Below are 13,353 nucleotides of genomic sequence, written 5' to 3'. Positions count from 1 at the left end.
CGTTGCGCCCTTCCTCCCACCGGTGCCCCCGACCTTCGCGGGCCGGGACGCTTCGTGTGGTGGCTCATCTGCTGTCAGCCCTGGCGGGTGCTGCGGGGAGCGCTCTATGGAACCCTGTGGATGGGCGCCCTGTTGGTCCCGCCGTACCTGCTGTCCCTCGCCATCGACGACGGTTTGAGGGCCCGGGATCCCGGCGCCCTCTTGCTGTGGGTGGCGGCCCTGGTGGTGGTGACCGTCCTCAACGCGACCCTGTCGATCCTGCGGCACCGCACGATGTCGATGGTTCGGATGGACGCCGCGCACCGGACGATGCGCGTGTTGACCCGACATTCGACCGTGCTGGGCTCCTCCCTGGCCCGGAGGGTCACCTCGGGTGAGCTGTCCACCGTCCAGGCATCCGACGTCCTGCTCATCGCGCACATCCTCACCATGACCGGGCCCGGGGTCGGCGCGGTCATCGGGTACGCGGGGGTCGCGATCCTGCTCTTCACCATGTCACCGTCCTTGGCCGCGATCGTGGTGTTCGGTGTCCCTGTGCTGGCGTTGGTGGTCGGGCCTCTCCTCGGCCGGCTGCAGGGACGCCAACGGACCTACCGTGAACACCAGGGCGCCACCACCGCGTTGGCCGCCGACATCGTCTCCGGGCTCCGGGTGCTGTGCGGGATCGGCGGCAAGGAGCACTTCGCCCGCCGCTACGAAGAGCGGTCGAAGGCCCTGCTCCGGCAGGGGTACCGGGTCAGCGAGACCACCAGCTGGTTCCACGCGGTGAGCGCCTGTCTGCCCGTGGTGTTCCTGGGCGTGGTGACCTGGGTGGCGGCGAGACTGACCGTCACCGGGCAGATCACCGTGGGCGAGACCGTGGCGGTCTACGCGTACGTGGCGATCCTGATCGTGCCGGTGTTCTTCCTGATCGAGGGCGCAACCGGAATCACCCAGGGGCTGGTCTCGGTCCGCCGGGTGCTGCGGGTCCTCGAGCTGGAGCCGCCGTTGGCCGGGAGCGGGGTGAACCGACCGGGGCCCGCGCCGGGGTCGGAGCTGGAGGATCCGGACTCGGGGGTGGCGATCGTGCCCGGATCGGCCACGGCGCTGGTGTCGTCGTCCCCCGAGGAGGCCGCCGCCATCGCGGACCGACTGTGCCGCCACACCGACTCTGCGGTCCTTTGGGGCGGGGTCCCGTTGCGAGACGTGGAGCTCACCGAGGTCCGCGAACGCCTGCTGCTCGATGACAACGGCGCCCACCTGTTCGCGGGCACCCTACGCGAGGTCCTGGATCCACATGGCGGCCGCACCGAGGCCGAGCTGCGCGAGGCACTGCACGTGGCCGCCGCCGACGACGTCCTCGACGCGATGCCGGACGGTCTGGACTCATGGGTGGAACCCCAGGGACGCAACCTCTCCGGAGGGCAGCGCCAGCGGATCCGGCTCACCCGGGCACTGCTCGCCGACGCCGAGGTCCTGGTACTGGTGGAGCCCACCTCGGCGGTGGACTCGCACACCGAGGCGACGATCGCCGAACGTCTCCACGAGGCGCGGTCCGGGCGCACCACCGTGGTCGTGGGAACTTCACCGTTGCTGCTGGACCGCGCGGACCGCGTCGTCCTTCTCGTGGAAGGGATGGTGGCCGCCATCGGCACACACGGGGAACTGGCCGAGAGCAGGGGTGACTACCGGGCGTTGGTGCTGCGCGGCGCCGACGAGGAGGCCGGAGCGTGAGCGAACGGCTTCCGGTCGCCGACCGGACCCAGGTACGCCGCGACACCGCCGAGCTGCTGCGCGTCGAACGTGGACGGGTCACCCGGTTGGTGATCCTGACCCTGCTCGCGGGCGCCGCCGGGCTGGTCGGCCCCTACCTGCTGGGGCGGATCATCGACATGGTGGAGGACGGCTCCGCCACCCTGGCCGCCGTGGACCTCATGGCCGCCGGTGTGGTGGTTGCGGCCTGCGCACAACTCGTTCTCACCCGGTACGCGCGTCGCTCCACCTACCGGTTCGGCGAACACGTCCTACGGCGACTGCGCGAGGACTTCGTCGGGCGTACGTTGTCGCTGCCCACGCGGGTGGTGGAACGCTCGGGAACCGGCGACCTCACCACCCGGGCCTCTGCGGACGTGGCGACGGTGGGGCAGACACTGCGCGGCGCCCTCCCCGACATCGCGCTGTACGTGTTCCAGCTCGTGGTGCTGTTCGGCGCGGTCTTTTGGATCAGCCCGCTGCTGGGGTTGTGCCTGGTGGTCCCGATCCCGCTCGTGATCCCGGTGATCCGCTGGTACCTGCGACGATCCCGGCGGGCGTACCTGGCGGAGGGCGCGGCGCTGTCCGGGACGTTGGAGAACGTGTCCGCCACCGCCGAGGGCGGTCGCACGGTGGAGGGCCTGGGTGTCCAGAAGGACCGGATCGAGGTGACCGAACGGGACGTGGGACTGCTGTACCGGGCGCGGCGCGGCACCCTGCGTCTGCGCACGGTCCTGTTCCCCGCCACCGAGAGCGCCTTCATGATGCCGAGCGCCATCGCCCTGTCGGTGGGCGGTCTGGTCCACCTCGACGGCGGGATCGAACTGGGCGCCCTGGTGACGTGCCTGCTCTACATCGAGCAGGCGGTGAACCCGATGATCCGGTTGACCCAGTGGGTCGAGGAGATTCAGCGGGCCACGGCGTCCTTCGCCCGGCTGCGCGGTGTCCATCGGCTACCGGAGGAGACCACCGGGCCCGGCCCCGAGCCCGAGGGCGACGCGATCGAACTGGTGGACGTGCGCTACGCCTACGTGCCGGGCCACGACGTGCTGCGCGGTATCGATCTGGCGATCCGTCCCGGTGAGCGGCTCGCTGTGGTGGGCCCCTCCGGGGCGGGCAAGACCACCATCGGGCGGCTGCTGTCCGGCGCCGACGTGCCCGGGTCGGGCCGTGTGCTGGTCGGCGGTGTGCCCGTCGGTGACCTGTCGCCCGGGGTGCTGCGCGAACGCGTCGTCCTGGTCGACCAGGAACACCACGTGTTCACGGGTTCGTTGCGGGAGAACGTCGCGATCGCCGCCCCGGGCGCCGATGACACCCGCCTGCTCGCGGCGCTGGACGCGGTGGACGCCGATTGGGTCCCGAGCATGCCCGAGGGATTGGACACCGAGGTGGGCTCGGGCGGCGCGGACCTGGACCCGGCCAGGGCCCAGCAGGTGGCGCTGGCCCGGGTGGTGCTGCTCGACCCGCACACGGTGGTGCTCGACGAGGCCACCTCACTGCTGGATCCGAGGACGGCGCGAGCGGCTGAACGGTCCCTGGCCGCGGTGTTGGAGGGCCGGACGGTGATCGCGATCGCGCACCGGCTGCACACGGCGCACGACGCCGATCGGGTGGCGGTGGTGGAGAACGGGCGGATCAGCGAGATCGGGCCGCACGACGAGCTCATCGCCGCCGAAGGCGCGTACGCGGCCCTGTGGTCCTCCTGGCACGGCACGGACTGAGGATCCGAGGGTTCGCCCCCGGGCCGGGCGTCGCTTCCAGGCCCGGGCGTCGGGTGCTCGCGCTCACCCCCGCGGGCTGAGGAACTCCAGCCGGTTGCCGTTGTTGTCGAAAACGTAGAAACGTCGATAACCGGGGAAGGCGTCATCCCAGGTCACCTCGTGCCCGGCCGCGGTGATCCGCTCGGCGAGGGTGTCGATCTCACGCACGAGGATGCCGGGGTGCGCCTTGCGCTGCGGGGTGAACCCCTTCTCGACCCCCAGGTGGATCTCCAGGGCGTCGGCGCGCACCCACAGGCCTCCGCGGGCCGCCAGAACCGGGGGCTTGGGGACCTCGACGAAGCCGAGGACGCCCACGTAGAAGGCACGGCAGTCCTCCTCACCACCCGGGGGGAGGGCGATCTGGACATGGTGGAGACCGAAACCGAGTTCGGTGGAGGTGTCGGGGGTGGTCATACGTTCCTCTCGGTTCGGTCCAGGGTTGCGTTGCCCGAGCGAGCGGCCGGTTCCGCCCGTTCCAGGGGTTCGTCGACGCGTCGGCGACTCTCAGCGCCTCCCGGGCCGTAGTCGGCGGACCGGAAGGCGGGGTCGTGGCGGCCGGTGAGCCGATCGTAGGCGCCCTTGTCCCCACCGAACGCGATGCCCGGGGACCTCTTCACCTCGGCGGTGTCGGTGACCACGTCGTGTCCGAGCACCCGCACGGTGCCGGAGGCGGGCAGAAGGACGGTGGAGACGATCTTGCGCGGGGCGGTCCTGCCCGCACCGTTGGGCCCCGGCGGACCGTGCGCCTCACCTTCGGTGGTGTCGGGTCGGGCCTCACGCGGAGCCTTCAGGCCCATGCCCCCTTCGCACCGGTGGACACGTCCGAGGTCGGTGATCTCCAGGGCGTTCATGTGCGTCCTCCAGGGCGAGGGCGAAACCGATTTCGCCTTGACGTCAAGACACCCAGGGGGACGCTACCCCTGTGCCGTTCCTCCGGGCAAGGGCGAGGGCCGCTCGAAGACGTGCTCCAGACCGTCACGTTCGTCCCACTGCTCACCGACTCGTTCGAAGCCGAACCCGGCGATGGTGGCGAGCGATCCGACGTTGTCCGGGCTGATCGAGGCACGTACCGTCACCACGTCCGGCGACGCGTCGGCTCGACGAAGCAGCTCCGCCAACGTCGCCCGCGCGTAGCCCCGACGCCGCATCTCCGGAACCACGGAGTAGCCGATCTCCACGCTCCGCCGCTCGTCCGGCGGCCCATGGAACCCCGCGTGTCCGACCGTCCTGCCGTCGTCGGCGTCCACCACGACGTTGGACAACCAACCGGCACGCTCCGGCACCGCCCGTAGCTGGTCGAGCCGGTACCCGCTGAGCCAGAGCATCTCCTCCTCGGCGAAGTGCGGCCCCAACTCCGCGCCCACCAGTCTCCCGGCGGTCGCCGTGTCTCCCTCCTTCAGAGCGCTGAGGACGGACTCGGTCATCTCCACCAGGCGCACCCGAGGGCTACCGGTCGGTCCGGGACCCGCGCCGGTGTTCGTGTTCCAGCTCGTGTTCGTCACTCACGCATCCTCGCGTCCTTCGTGGAGCGGTTCAACGTGTTTCGCCGAACCCGCCATGTGTCGAATGGTCGTCGGTCTCGGGGACCATGGACAGGCCCGTTCCGACCAGCCCACGAGGAGCCCCCGTGCCCGATGTCGACGATCCGCGCTGTTCCTGGGCCCGGACCACCTCCGAGCCCATGACCGCCTACCACGACGGCGAATGGGGGCGCCCCTCGCACGAGGACCGCCACCTGTTCGAGATGCTCGTCTTAGAGGGTGCACAGGCCGGTCTGTCCTGGGCCACCGTGCTGAACAAGCGCGAGAACTACCGACGTGCGATGGACGGATTCGATTTCGAGCGGATCGCCGGCTACGGCCCGGCCGAAACGGACCGGCTGCTGGCGGACCCTGGGATCATCCGCAACCGACTCAAGGTCGGTTCGGCGGTACGCAACGCCCAGGCCTTCATCCGTGTGCGCGAGGAGTTCGGGAGCTTCGACGCCTACCTGTGGGACCGGGTGGACGGCGTGCCGGTGGTGGGCCACTGGGACACACCCGAGGATGTGCCGGTGACCACCCCGCTCGCCGACCGGCTGAGCCGCGACCTCAAGCGGCGCGGGTTCACCTTCGTCGGCGGCACCATCACGTACTCCTACCTCCAGGCCACCGGCGTGGTCGAGGATCATCTGGTGGGCTGTCCGGCCAAGCCCCGACCACCGCTCCTGTCATAGCGTGAGCGGCATGACGACGAGCCCTCCCACCCATGGCGCGATGGCCATCATCACCAACGGCGCCGGGCGGTATCTGCTGCACCTGCGCGACGACATCCCCGGTATCGCCTGGCCCGGCCACTGGAGCACTCTGGGCGGCGGTTGCGAGGAAGGGGAGGCCCCGCGCGAGGCGATCGTCCGCGAACTCCAGGAGGAGGCCGGTCTCACCGTCGAAGGACTCATCGAGTTCTGCGAGGCCCCCGACGTCAACGGCTCCGGGCAGCACCTCACCTTCTTCTCCGCCACCTGGGAGGGAGACCCCCGCTCCCTGACCCTCACCGAAGGTCAAAGACTCGACTGGGTCGCTCCCGAACGGTGGGGCGCCCTCCTCGTCCCCGGCTTCGTCCTCGAAATCCTCCACCGACACCAGGCCGTCTCCTCCTGACAGGTCTCGACCTGCGCCAGGAACGCGTGGTCCTGACCGACGGATCGTCCCTGGACCAGGCCGCCGCCCTGATCACGAGGGCCACCGGGCACCCCGTGGACGTGGACCGCACCGAACGTCGGCTCAGCGCCGAGGTGGGCGACCGTGCGGCCGCCCTGACCCGTGCGATCCGTGCGCTGGACGAGGTGTTCCCGCACCTGACCGAATCCGGGGAACAGTCCCCGAGGACCACGACGGAGACCGCCCGATGGGCGTCACCGGAACACACTCCACGACGACCGACGTCCCCGTCCCCGCCAGGCCTCGAGGTCTCCTGGCCCGAGCACGTTGGGCCGCCGTGGACGGTGTGACCGTGGCCGGGCACGACCCCACCCACTGGGCGCGTCAACCCTGGGAGGTCGGATTCGGCCACCGGCGTACACTGGCCCGTACGCCCTACGGGCCAGGATCAGGACCAGGACGGACCCATGCCCTCGCAGCACGGTAAGAGCGGTGACCCCGCGCGCAGCCTGTCCCTCCTGTGGCGCACCCAGGAGCCGACCAGCCGTGGTCGGGGGAAACCGGGGCTCAACGTCGACCGGATCGTGGCGGCGGCCACCCGACTCGCTGATTCCGAGGGCATCGGGGCGCTGTCCATGCGCAGGGTCGCCGACGCGCTCGGCGTGGGCACGATGTCGCTGTACACCTACGTCCCGGGCAAGGGTGAACTCCTCGACCTCATGGTCGACGCCGCCTACGGTGACCTGGACACGGACGACCGCTCCGGCGCCTGGCGCGAGAGGTTGCGGCGGATCGCGTTCGCCAACCGGGCCCTTTACGTACGCCACCCATGGATGCTGCAGGTGGTCACCACACGCCTTTTGGGCCCCAACCTCATCGCCAAGTACGACCACGAGCTCTCCGCGGTGGACGGTCTGAACCTGAGCGAGGTCGAGATGGACTCCACCGTCAACCTGGTCAACGGCTACGTGGAGAGCACCGTCCGACAGACCCTGGGGGCCGAGCAGGTGGCCCGGGACTCCGGTATGGACGACGAGCAGTGGTGGCGGACCTATGACCCCTTGTTGGCGGCGCTGGCCGACGACACGAGGTTCCCGACCGCCTCACGGGTGGGCACCGCCGTCGGCCGGGCACACCGGGCGGTCTACGACCCCGACCACGAGTTCTCCTTCGGTCTGGAGCGGGTCCTGGACGGGGTACGTGCGCTCGTGGACTCCCGCGCTCCGACCGACGGCTGAGCGCGTCCTCCTCGTCCGAATTCGGCCGAACGGCCGACACACTCCTCTCGGTCGTTCCGGGCAGATACGCCACCGCCGACCGTCGGCTTCCGAGCGACGGTCGGCGGTGTGCGGTCCGCGGTATCGAGGTTCAGGAACGCAGCTCGGCGGCCTCTCGGGCCAGTGCCGTGATGTCGTCCCAACGGGCCCCGGCGACCAGGTCGGCCGGGGTCAGCCAGCTCCCGCCCACACAGCCCACGTTCGACAGGGCGAGGTAGTCCGGCGCGTTCTGGAGGGTGATCCCACCGGTCGGGCAAAAACGCACCTGCGGCAGCGGTCCGCCCAGGGACTTCAGGAACCGCGCCCCGCCCGACGCCTCCGCCGGGAAGAACTTCAGGGCGCTCAGACCCGACTCCAACAGGGTCATCGCCTCCGACACCGTGGCCACCCCCGGCAGCGAGGGCAACCCCGTGTCCGTCATGGCCCGGGCCAGGTCGGGGGTGCACCCCGGGCTGACCAGGAACCGCGCCCCCGCCTTCGCGGCAGCGTCGGCCTGGTCGGTGGTGACCACCGTGCCGGCGCCCACCACGGCCTCGGGCACCTCCTTGGCGATGCGCTCGATCGCGTCCAGCGCGGCGGGTGTCCGCAGGGTGACCTCGATGCCGGGCAGACCACCCGCCACCAGTGCGCGGGCCACGGGCACCGCGTCCTCGGCGTTCTCCAGCACCACCACCGGCATGACCGGGGCGAGGGCGAACAGGTCCTCACCGGAGCGGGGGAAGGTCCTCATGTGCTTCTCCAAGTACTGGTTCGTACGGGTGGGGTCGTGTGGATCCTCGACGCGCGGATTCCTCAGTGACCGAAGACACCGGCGCCGGACTCGGCCGGACCGACCGCCGCGCGCAGGGCCGCGAAGAGCTCACGCCCGGTTCCCATCGAGGAGTCGACGGAGGGACGGGCGTTCTCCCGGCCCTCCAGGTCGGCCAGGACCTCCAGTGTGCCGTTCACCGCGTCCAGACGGATGAGGTCGCCCTCCTGGATCCGCGCCAGAGGACCCCCCGCCTCCGCCTCCGGGGAGACGTGGATGGCGGCCGGTACCTTCCCGGAAGCCCCGGACATACGCCCGTCGGTCACCAGCGCCACCTTCTGGCCCCGGTCCTGTAGCACCCCGAGGGGCGGGGTGAGCTTGTGCAGTTCGGGCATCCCGTTGGCACGCGGTCCCTGGAAGCGCACCACCGCGACGAAGTCACCGGTCAGTTCGCCCGCGGTGAAGGCCTCCTGCAGTTCGGCCTGGTCCGCGAAGACCTTGGCCGGGGCCTCGACCACGCGACGTTCGGGGTCCACCGCCGACACCTTGATGACGGCACGGCCGAGGTTGCCGGAGAGCATCCGCAGACCCCCGTCGGGGGCGAAGGGGTCGCCCGCACCGCGCAGCACCGTCTTGTCGGCGCTGTCCTTCGGGCCGTCCACCCAGGTCAGACCGTTCTCGTCCAGGTGGGGCACCTGACGGTAGCGGTCCAGGCCCGGGCCGGCGATGGTGCGTACGTCCTCGTGGAGCAGTCCGGCGTCGAGGAGGCTCCCGATGAGGAAGGCCATGCCGCCCACCTCGTGGAACCGGTTCACGTCGGCGGCACCGTTGGGGTACATGCGGGTGAGCAGCGGCACCACCTCGGACAGGTCCGCGAAGTCGTCCCAGGTGAGCTGGACACCGGCTGCGCGCGCGATCGCCACCAGGTGCAGCGTGTGGTTGCTGGAGCCACCGGTGGCCAGCAGCGCGACCACCGCGTTGACGATGGCCTTCTCGTCGACCTGCTCTCCGAGCGGGGTGTGCTCCTCCCCCAACGCGGTGTGGCCGAGCACGCGACGCCCGGCCTCCGCGGTCAGGGCCTCACGGAGCGGGGTCCCCGGCTGCTCGAAGCTGGCGCCGGGCAGGTGCAGGCCCATGACCTCCATGAGCATCTGGTTGGAGTTGGCGGTGCCGTAGAAGGTGCAGGTACCGGGCGAGTGGTAGGCGGCGGACTCGGCCTGGAGCAGCTCCTTACGCCCGATCTGTCCCTCGGCGAACTTCTGCCGGACCCGCGCCTTCTCCTTGTTCGGCAACCCCGAGGGCATGGGACCGGCCGGAACGAAGGCCACCGGAAGGTGCCCGAAGGAGAGCGCGCCGATGAGCAGGCCGGGCACGATCTTGTCGCACACACCGAGCATGAGCGCCCCGTCGAACATGTCGTGCGACAGCGCCACCCCGGTGGCCATCGCGATCACGTCGCGGCTGAAGAGGGACAGCTCCATGCCCTCACGGCCCTGGGTGATGCCGTCGCACATGGCGGGAACACCGCCCGCGAACTGCGCGACACCGCCGGCCTCGGACACCGCGGCCTTGATGGTCGCGGGGTAGGACTCCAGGGGCTGGTGCGCGGACAGCATGTCGTTGTAGGCGGAGACGATCGCCAGGTTGGGGGTGACGTCCCCGGAGAGGGCGAGCTTGTCACCCACACCACAGGCGGCGAACCCGTGGGCGAGGTTGGCGCAACCCAGCGAGGAACGGGCCGGCCCCCTGCTCACGGCCTCACGAATCCGTTCCAGGTAGGCCGATCGGGTGTCGACGCTGCGGTCGGCGAGGCGGCGGGTCACCTCGGCGACGACAGGGTGGAGGTCGGGGTGCGCGGTCATCGGGCTCTCTCCTCTTCGTGCCACGTACGGCCGGTGCGGCCGATGAGCCGGTCGGCGCCCGCGGGGCCGGCGCTTCCGGCGGGGTAGGGCTCAGGGGCGACACCGAGGTCGCCCCAGGCCTGGATGATCGGGTCCACCCATCGCCATGCGGCCTCGACCTCGTCGCGGCGCATGAAGAGGGTGGAGTCCCCGGCCAACACGTCCATCAGGAGCCGCTCGTAGGCCTCGGGCGAGCGGGTGGCGAAGGTGTCGGCGAAACTGAGTTCGAGCGGGACCGGCCGCAACCGCAGCGCTCCGGCGCCCGGTGTCTTGGCCAGCATGGTCAGGTGGATGCCCTCGTCCGGCTGGAGCCGGATGACGAGGGAGCCGGCGTCGGTGGGCGCACCGGCGCCGGGGAAGATCGTGTGCGGCACGTCCCGGAACCGGATCACGATCTCCGAGTCGGCGTTCGCCATGCGTTTGCCGGTGCGAAGGTAGAAGGGGACGCCTGCCCATCGCCAGTTCGCCACCTCGGCGCGCAGGGCCACGTAGGTCTCGGTGTCGCTGGTCGGCGGCCCGCCCGCCTCGTCCAGATAGCCGAGGACCTCTTCTCCCTGGACCTTGCCGCGCGTGTACTGCCCGCGCACGGTGTGCCGGGCGACCCGGTCCCCCGTCACGGGCCTGAGGGACTGCAGGACCTTGAGCTTCTCGTCGCGGACGGCGTCGCGGTCGTAGCTGGAGGGCGGTTCCATCGCGGTCAGGCACAGCAGCTGCAGCAGGTGGTTCTGGACCATGTCGCGCATGGCACCGGAGGAGTCGTAGTAACCCCTACGGCCGCCCACCCCGACGGTCTCGGCCACGGTGATCTGTACGTGGTCGATCCATCGAGAGTTCCACAGGGGTTCGAGGAAGACGTTGGCGAACCGCAGCACGAGCAGGTTCTGCACCGTCTCCTTCCCCAGATAGTGGTCGATCCGGTAGATGCGGGACTCGTCGAAGACCGCTCCGACCTCGTCGTTGACGGCCTGGGAGGAGACGAGGTCGCGTCCCAGCGGCTTCTCCATGACCACGCGGGCCTCCGAGGTGACCAGGTCGGCGTCGCGCAGACCACGGCAGATGGCGCCGGAGATCATCGGCGGCACCGCGAGGTAGAAGACCCTGTCCCGACCGGAGGTGAGCGCCTCGGTCAGACGTGTCCAGCCCGACGGGTCTCCCCCGACGTCCACCGTGACGTGCCCGAGACGGCCCAGGAAACGGCTCAGGACATCGGGTTCGACCACCTGGACGGCGCTGTGGCCGCGTACCGCGGAGTCCGCCTTGTCGCGCAGGTCCGCGTCGGTCAGTCCGTCCTTGGAGACGGCGATGACGCGTGTCCCGTCGTCCAGGTGACCGTCACGGTCCAGGAGGTAGAGGGAGGGAAGGAGTTTGCGCATCGACAGATCTCCGGTTCCGCCGAAGACCACCAGATCGGTGGGGTGGCGGGGCACGGGCTGCTGCATTCGGTCGGCTCCTGCGAGAGGGCGGAAGGAGAGGTGTGGTCGGGGGGTGCCGGGGCGGGGCCCGAGGACTTCCGGTGCGGGGTCCGGAACGTCGTGACCGGGGGACTTACGACCCTGTTTCGACCCTAATCCCACTATGGTAAAAAACCAAGCACACTTCAGAACAATAATTTACATAAGAGCACGGCCTTCACGGCGACCGACCTAGTGAATGGTTCAATGAGACATGGTCAGAACCCCCGGACGCCTGTCCTCCACCGCGACCAGCGGCCACATCCTGGAGATGATCCGCACGGGAAGCGCCACCAGCAGGTCGGAGATCGCCCGCACGACCGGTCTCTCGCGTCCGTCCGTCGCCCTGCGGATCACCGAGCTGATCGAGAGCGGCCTGGTCACGGAGGGCACCCGCGCCGCCTCCAGTGGCGGCCGGCCGCCCACGTTGCTGGAGTTCAACGCCTCCCACGGCCTGGTGTTGACCGGGGCCCTGGGCATGGCCCGCAGTCAGGCCGCCGTGTGCGATCTGGACGGGCGGGTGCTGGTCCGTACGCCGGGCTCCCCCGACATGGAGCAGGGCCCCGACGCCACCGTGCCCTGGTTGCTGGACACCTGGAGCGAACAGATCGCGTCCCTCGGACGATCCCCCGATGACGTCCGCGGTGTGGGGATCGGCCTGCCCGGAACCGTGGAGTTCAACGCCGGCCGGGCCGAGGACCGACCCGTCCTGAGCAAGTGGGCCGGGGTGGCCCTGGCCCCGCTCGTGGCCGAACGCTTCCCCGTCCCGGTCATGGTGGACAACGACGTGAACGTGATGGCCCTGGGCGAGCACATCTCGGGCGGTCACGGCCACACCGACGACATGGTGTTCGTGAAGGTCTCCACGGGGATCGGCGCGGGGCTGGTCTCCGGTGGCAACCTACTGCGCGGGGCGCTCGGCGCGGCCGGGGAGATCGGCCACATCCCCGTGCGCGACGGTGGCGGCCTGCCGTGCCGCTGTGGCAACACCGACTGCCTGGAGGCGGTGATCGGTGGCCCACGCCTGTTGACCCTGGCGGCACGGAAGGGACAGACGGTCTCCGGACTGCAGGAGCTGGTGACACTGGCCCAGGACGGGGATCCGGTGGCCGTCACCCTGGTGCGCGACGCGGGGCGGCGACTGGGCGAGGCCCTGGCGGGGGCGGTCAACCTGTTGAATCCGGAGCTGATCGTGCTCGGCGGCGACCTCTCCGAGGCCTACGACCACCTGGTCGCCGGGGTGCGCGAGGTGGTCTTCCAACAGTGCACCGCGCTGTCCACCCGCCAGCTGCGGATCGTGCCGAGCACCCTGTGGGACGACGCCGGGGTTCGCGGGTGCGCGGCCATGGTCACCGAGGAGGTCCTCTCCCCGGACGCCGTGAACAAGCTGCTCGCGGGCTAGATCGCGGGTCGACCCCCGGATGGACGGATCGATTCCCGGAGGAGACGGGGCGATTCGGGTCGAGTCCCGGACGGGCCCTCGGTCCGATCGGCGAGCCGATCATCCACAGCCTGTGGACGTTCGTATTCGATCGCGATCTCCCGGGTAAGTGATATTCGAGGTCGATTCAACACCGATCCCACCGGCCTCCCTGAGCTGCGCGGTCGTCCATCTTCGCGTGCCCGGCATGTCATGACACTTGACAAGAAGTACCGAACTACCGAATAGTCACGCACCCGAGCACCTCCCCGCACGCCCCCACCTCCGCAACCCCTGCCCCGTGCGGCCCCCGTCCGGAAAGGCCTCCCGTGGACATTCTTGAGAACCCCGCCGTGCTCGTCTTGTTGGGCGCCGGCATCAGTCTGGTCACCAGCGCCGTCGTCACGGCCCTGCACGCCAGACAGA

13 protein-coding genes are annotated in these 13,353 nt (G+C 70.2%); 7 read left to right on the top strand and 6 right to left on the bottom strand.

Annotated features, from left to right (window positions below; translation table 11 throughout):
* Both K8V84_RS07455 and K8V84_RS07450 read left to right on the top strand, forming a co-directional pair.
* Nucleotides 1–1,713, top strand: a 1,713-nt coding sequence (locus K8V84_RS07455) for an ABC transporter ATP-binding protein (protein ID WP_304072162.1), incomplete at its 5' end; no start/stop codon positions are given.
* On the top strand, nt 1,710–3,452 hold the full coding sequence (locus K8V84_RS07450) for an ABC transporter ATP-binding protein (protein WP_304072159.1): 1,743 nt from the start codon (nt 1,710–1,712) through the stop codon (nt 3,450–3,452). The genes K8V84_RS07455 and K8V84_RS07450, both read left to right, overlap by 4 nt.
* 63 nt (nt 3,453–3,515) lie before the next feature.
* Here K8V84_RS07450 and K8V84_RS07445 read toward each other — a convergent pair whose 3' ends face one another.
* The 3 genes from K8V84_RS07445 to K8V84_RS07435 form a co-directional block, all read right to left on the bottom strand.
* A complete protein-coding gene (locus K8V84_RS07445) occupies nt 3,516–3,905 on the bottom strand; it encodes a glyoxalase (RefSeq protein WP_304072156.1) in 390 nt (129 codons plus the stop codon).
* Nucleotides 3,902–4,342: a hypothetical protein gene (locus tag K8V84_RS07440; RefSeq protein WP_304072153.1), complete on the bottom strand. Its 441-nt coding sequence runs from the start codon at nt 4,340–4,342 to the stop codon at nt 3,902–3,904. The genes K8V84_RS07445 and K8V84_RS07440 overlap by 4 nt, the downstream gene beginning before the upstream one ends.
* Nucleotides 4,343–4,405: 63 nt before the next feature.
* Complete coding sequence (locus K8V84_RS07435) at nt 4,406–4,993, bottom strand: GNAT family protein (protein WP_304072150.1); 588 nt, start codon at nt 4,991–4,993, stop codon at nt 4,406–4,408.
* Between the two features lie 125 nt (nt 4,994–5,118).
* On the opposite strand from K8V84_RS07435, the gene K8V84_RS07430 reads away from it, so the two are divergent.
* The 4 genes from K8V84_RS07430 to K8V84_RS07415 all read left to right on the top strand — a co-directional run bounded on the left by K8V84_RS07430 (nt 5,119) and on the right by K8V84_RS07415 (nt 7,368).
* Nucleotides 5,119–5,706: a DNA-3-methyladenine glycosylase I gene (locus K8V84_RS07430; RefSeq protein ID WP_304072148.1), complete on the top strand. Its 588-nt coding sequence runs from the start codon at nt 5,119–5,121 to the stop codon at nt 5,704–5,706.
* 10 nt (nt 5,707–5,716) lie between these two features.
* Nucleotides 5,717–6,130, top strand: coding sequence for an NUDIX domain-containing protein (locus tag K8V84_RS07425; protein ID WP_304072146.1), 414 nt, complete (start codon nt 5,717–5,719; stop codon nt 6,128–6,130).
* Between the two features lie 26 nt (nt 6,131–6,156).
* Nucleotides 6,157–6,480, top strand: a complete 324-nt coding sequence (locus K8V84_RS07420; protein WP_304072143.1) for a hypothetical protein — start codon at nt 6,157–6,159, stop codon at nt 6,478–6,480.
* 117 nt (nt 6,481–6,597) lie between these two features.
* Nucleotides 6,598–7,368 (top strand): TetR/AcrR family transcriptional regulator, encoded by a 771-nt coding sequence (locus K8V84_RS07415; protein ID WP_304072140.1) that lies wholly within the window; start codon nt 6,598–6,600, stop codon nt 7,366–7,368.
* 130 nt (nt 7,369–7,498) lie between these two features.
* Here the strand turns inward: K8V84_RS07415 and K8V84_RS07410 are convergent, their stop codons facing one another.
* The 3 genes from K8V84_RS07410 to zwf form a co-directional block, all read right to left on the bottom strand.
* Nucleotides 7,499–8,137, bottom strand: a complete 639-nt coding sequence (locus tag K8V84_RS07410) for a bifunctional 4-hydroxy-2-oxoglutarate aldolase/2-dehydro-3-deoxy-phosphogluconate aldolase (RefSeq protein ID WP_304072137.1) — start codon at nt 8,135–8,137, stop codon at nt 7,499–7,501.
* Nucleotides 8,138–8,199: 62 nt separating this feature from the next.
* Nucleotides 8,200–10,017: a phosphogluconate dehydratase gene (gene edd / locus K8V84_RS07405; protein WP_304072136.1), complete on the bottom strand. Its 1,818-nt coding sequence runs from the start codon at nt 10,015–10,017 to the stop codon at nt 8,200–8,202.
* Entirely contained in the window at nt 10,014–11,495 is a 1,482-nt protein-coding gene (zwf, locus tag K8V84_RS07400) for a glucose-6-phosphate dehydrogenase (RefSeq protein ID WP_304072134.1), read from the bottom strand. Before zwf ends, edd begins: the two co-directional genes overlap by 4 nt.
* A 226-nt stretch (nt 11,496–11,721) precedes the next feature.
* Here zwf and K8V84_RS07395 point away from each other — a divergent pair, with 226 nt between their 5' ends.
* Nucleotides 11,722–12,909 (top strand): ROK family transcriptional regulator, encoded by a 1,188-nt coding sequence (locus K8V84_RS07395; protein WP_304072130.1) that lies wholly within the window; start codon nt 11,722–11,724, stop codon nt 12,907–12,909.
* Nucleotides 12,910–13,353: the final 444 nt, after the last annotated feature.

Origin of the sequence: Nocardiopsis listeri (assembly GCF_020741345.1) — a bacterium.
In the GTDB taxonomy this organism is placed as follows: domain Bacteria; phylum Actinomycetota; class Actinomycetes; order Streptosporangiales; family Streptosporangiaceae; genus Nocardiopsis; species Nocardiopsis listeri_A.
This window is presented reverse-complemented; position numbering and strand designations above follow the sequence as displayed.

What these genes read in the sequence shown, in the direction of transcription:
- K8V84_RS07440 (WP_304072153.1), bottom strand. Translation starts at nt 4,342, where the DNA reads ATGAACGCCCTGGAGATCACCGACCTCGGACGTGTCCACCGGTGCGAA.
- K8V84_RS07425 (WP_304072146.1), top strand. Translation starts at nt 5,717, where the DNA reads ATGACGACGAGCCCTCCCACCCATGGCGCGATGGCCATCATCACCAAC.
- K8V84_RS07415 (WP_304072140.1), top strand. Translation starts at nt 6,598, where the DNA reads ATGCCCTCGCAGCACGGTAAGAGCGGTGACCCCGCGCGCAGCCTGTCC.
- K8V84_RS07395 (WP_304072130.1), top strand. Translation starts at nt 11,722, where the DNA reads ATGGTCAGAACCCCCGGACGCCTGTCCTCCACCGCGACCAGCGGCCAC.
- K8V84_RS07445 (WP_304072156.1), bottom strand. Translation starts at nt 3,905, where the DNA reads ATGACCACCCCCGACACCTCCACCGAACTCGGTTTCGGTCTCCACCAT.
- K8V84_RS07410 (WP_304072137.1), bottom strand. Translation starts at nt 8,137, where the DNA reads ATGAGGACCTTCCCCCGCTCCGGTGAGGACCTGTTCGCCCTCGCCCCG.
- zwf (WP_304072134.1), bottom strand. Translation starts at nt 11,495, where the DNA reads ATGCAGCAGCCCGTGCCCCGCCACCCCACCGATCTGGTGGTCTTCGGC.
- edd (WP_304072136.1), bottom strand. Translation starts at nt 10,017, where the DNA reads ATGACCGCGCACCCCGACCTCCACCCTGTCGTCGCCGAGGTGACCCGC.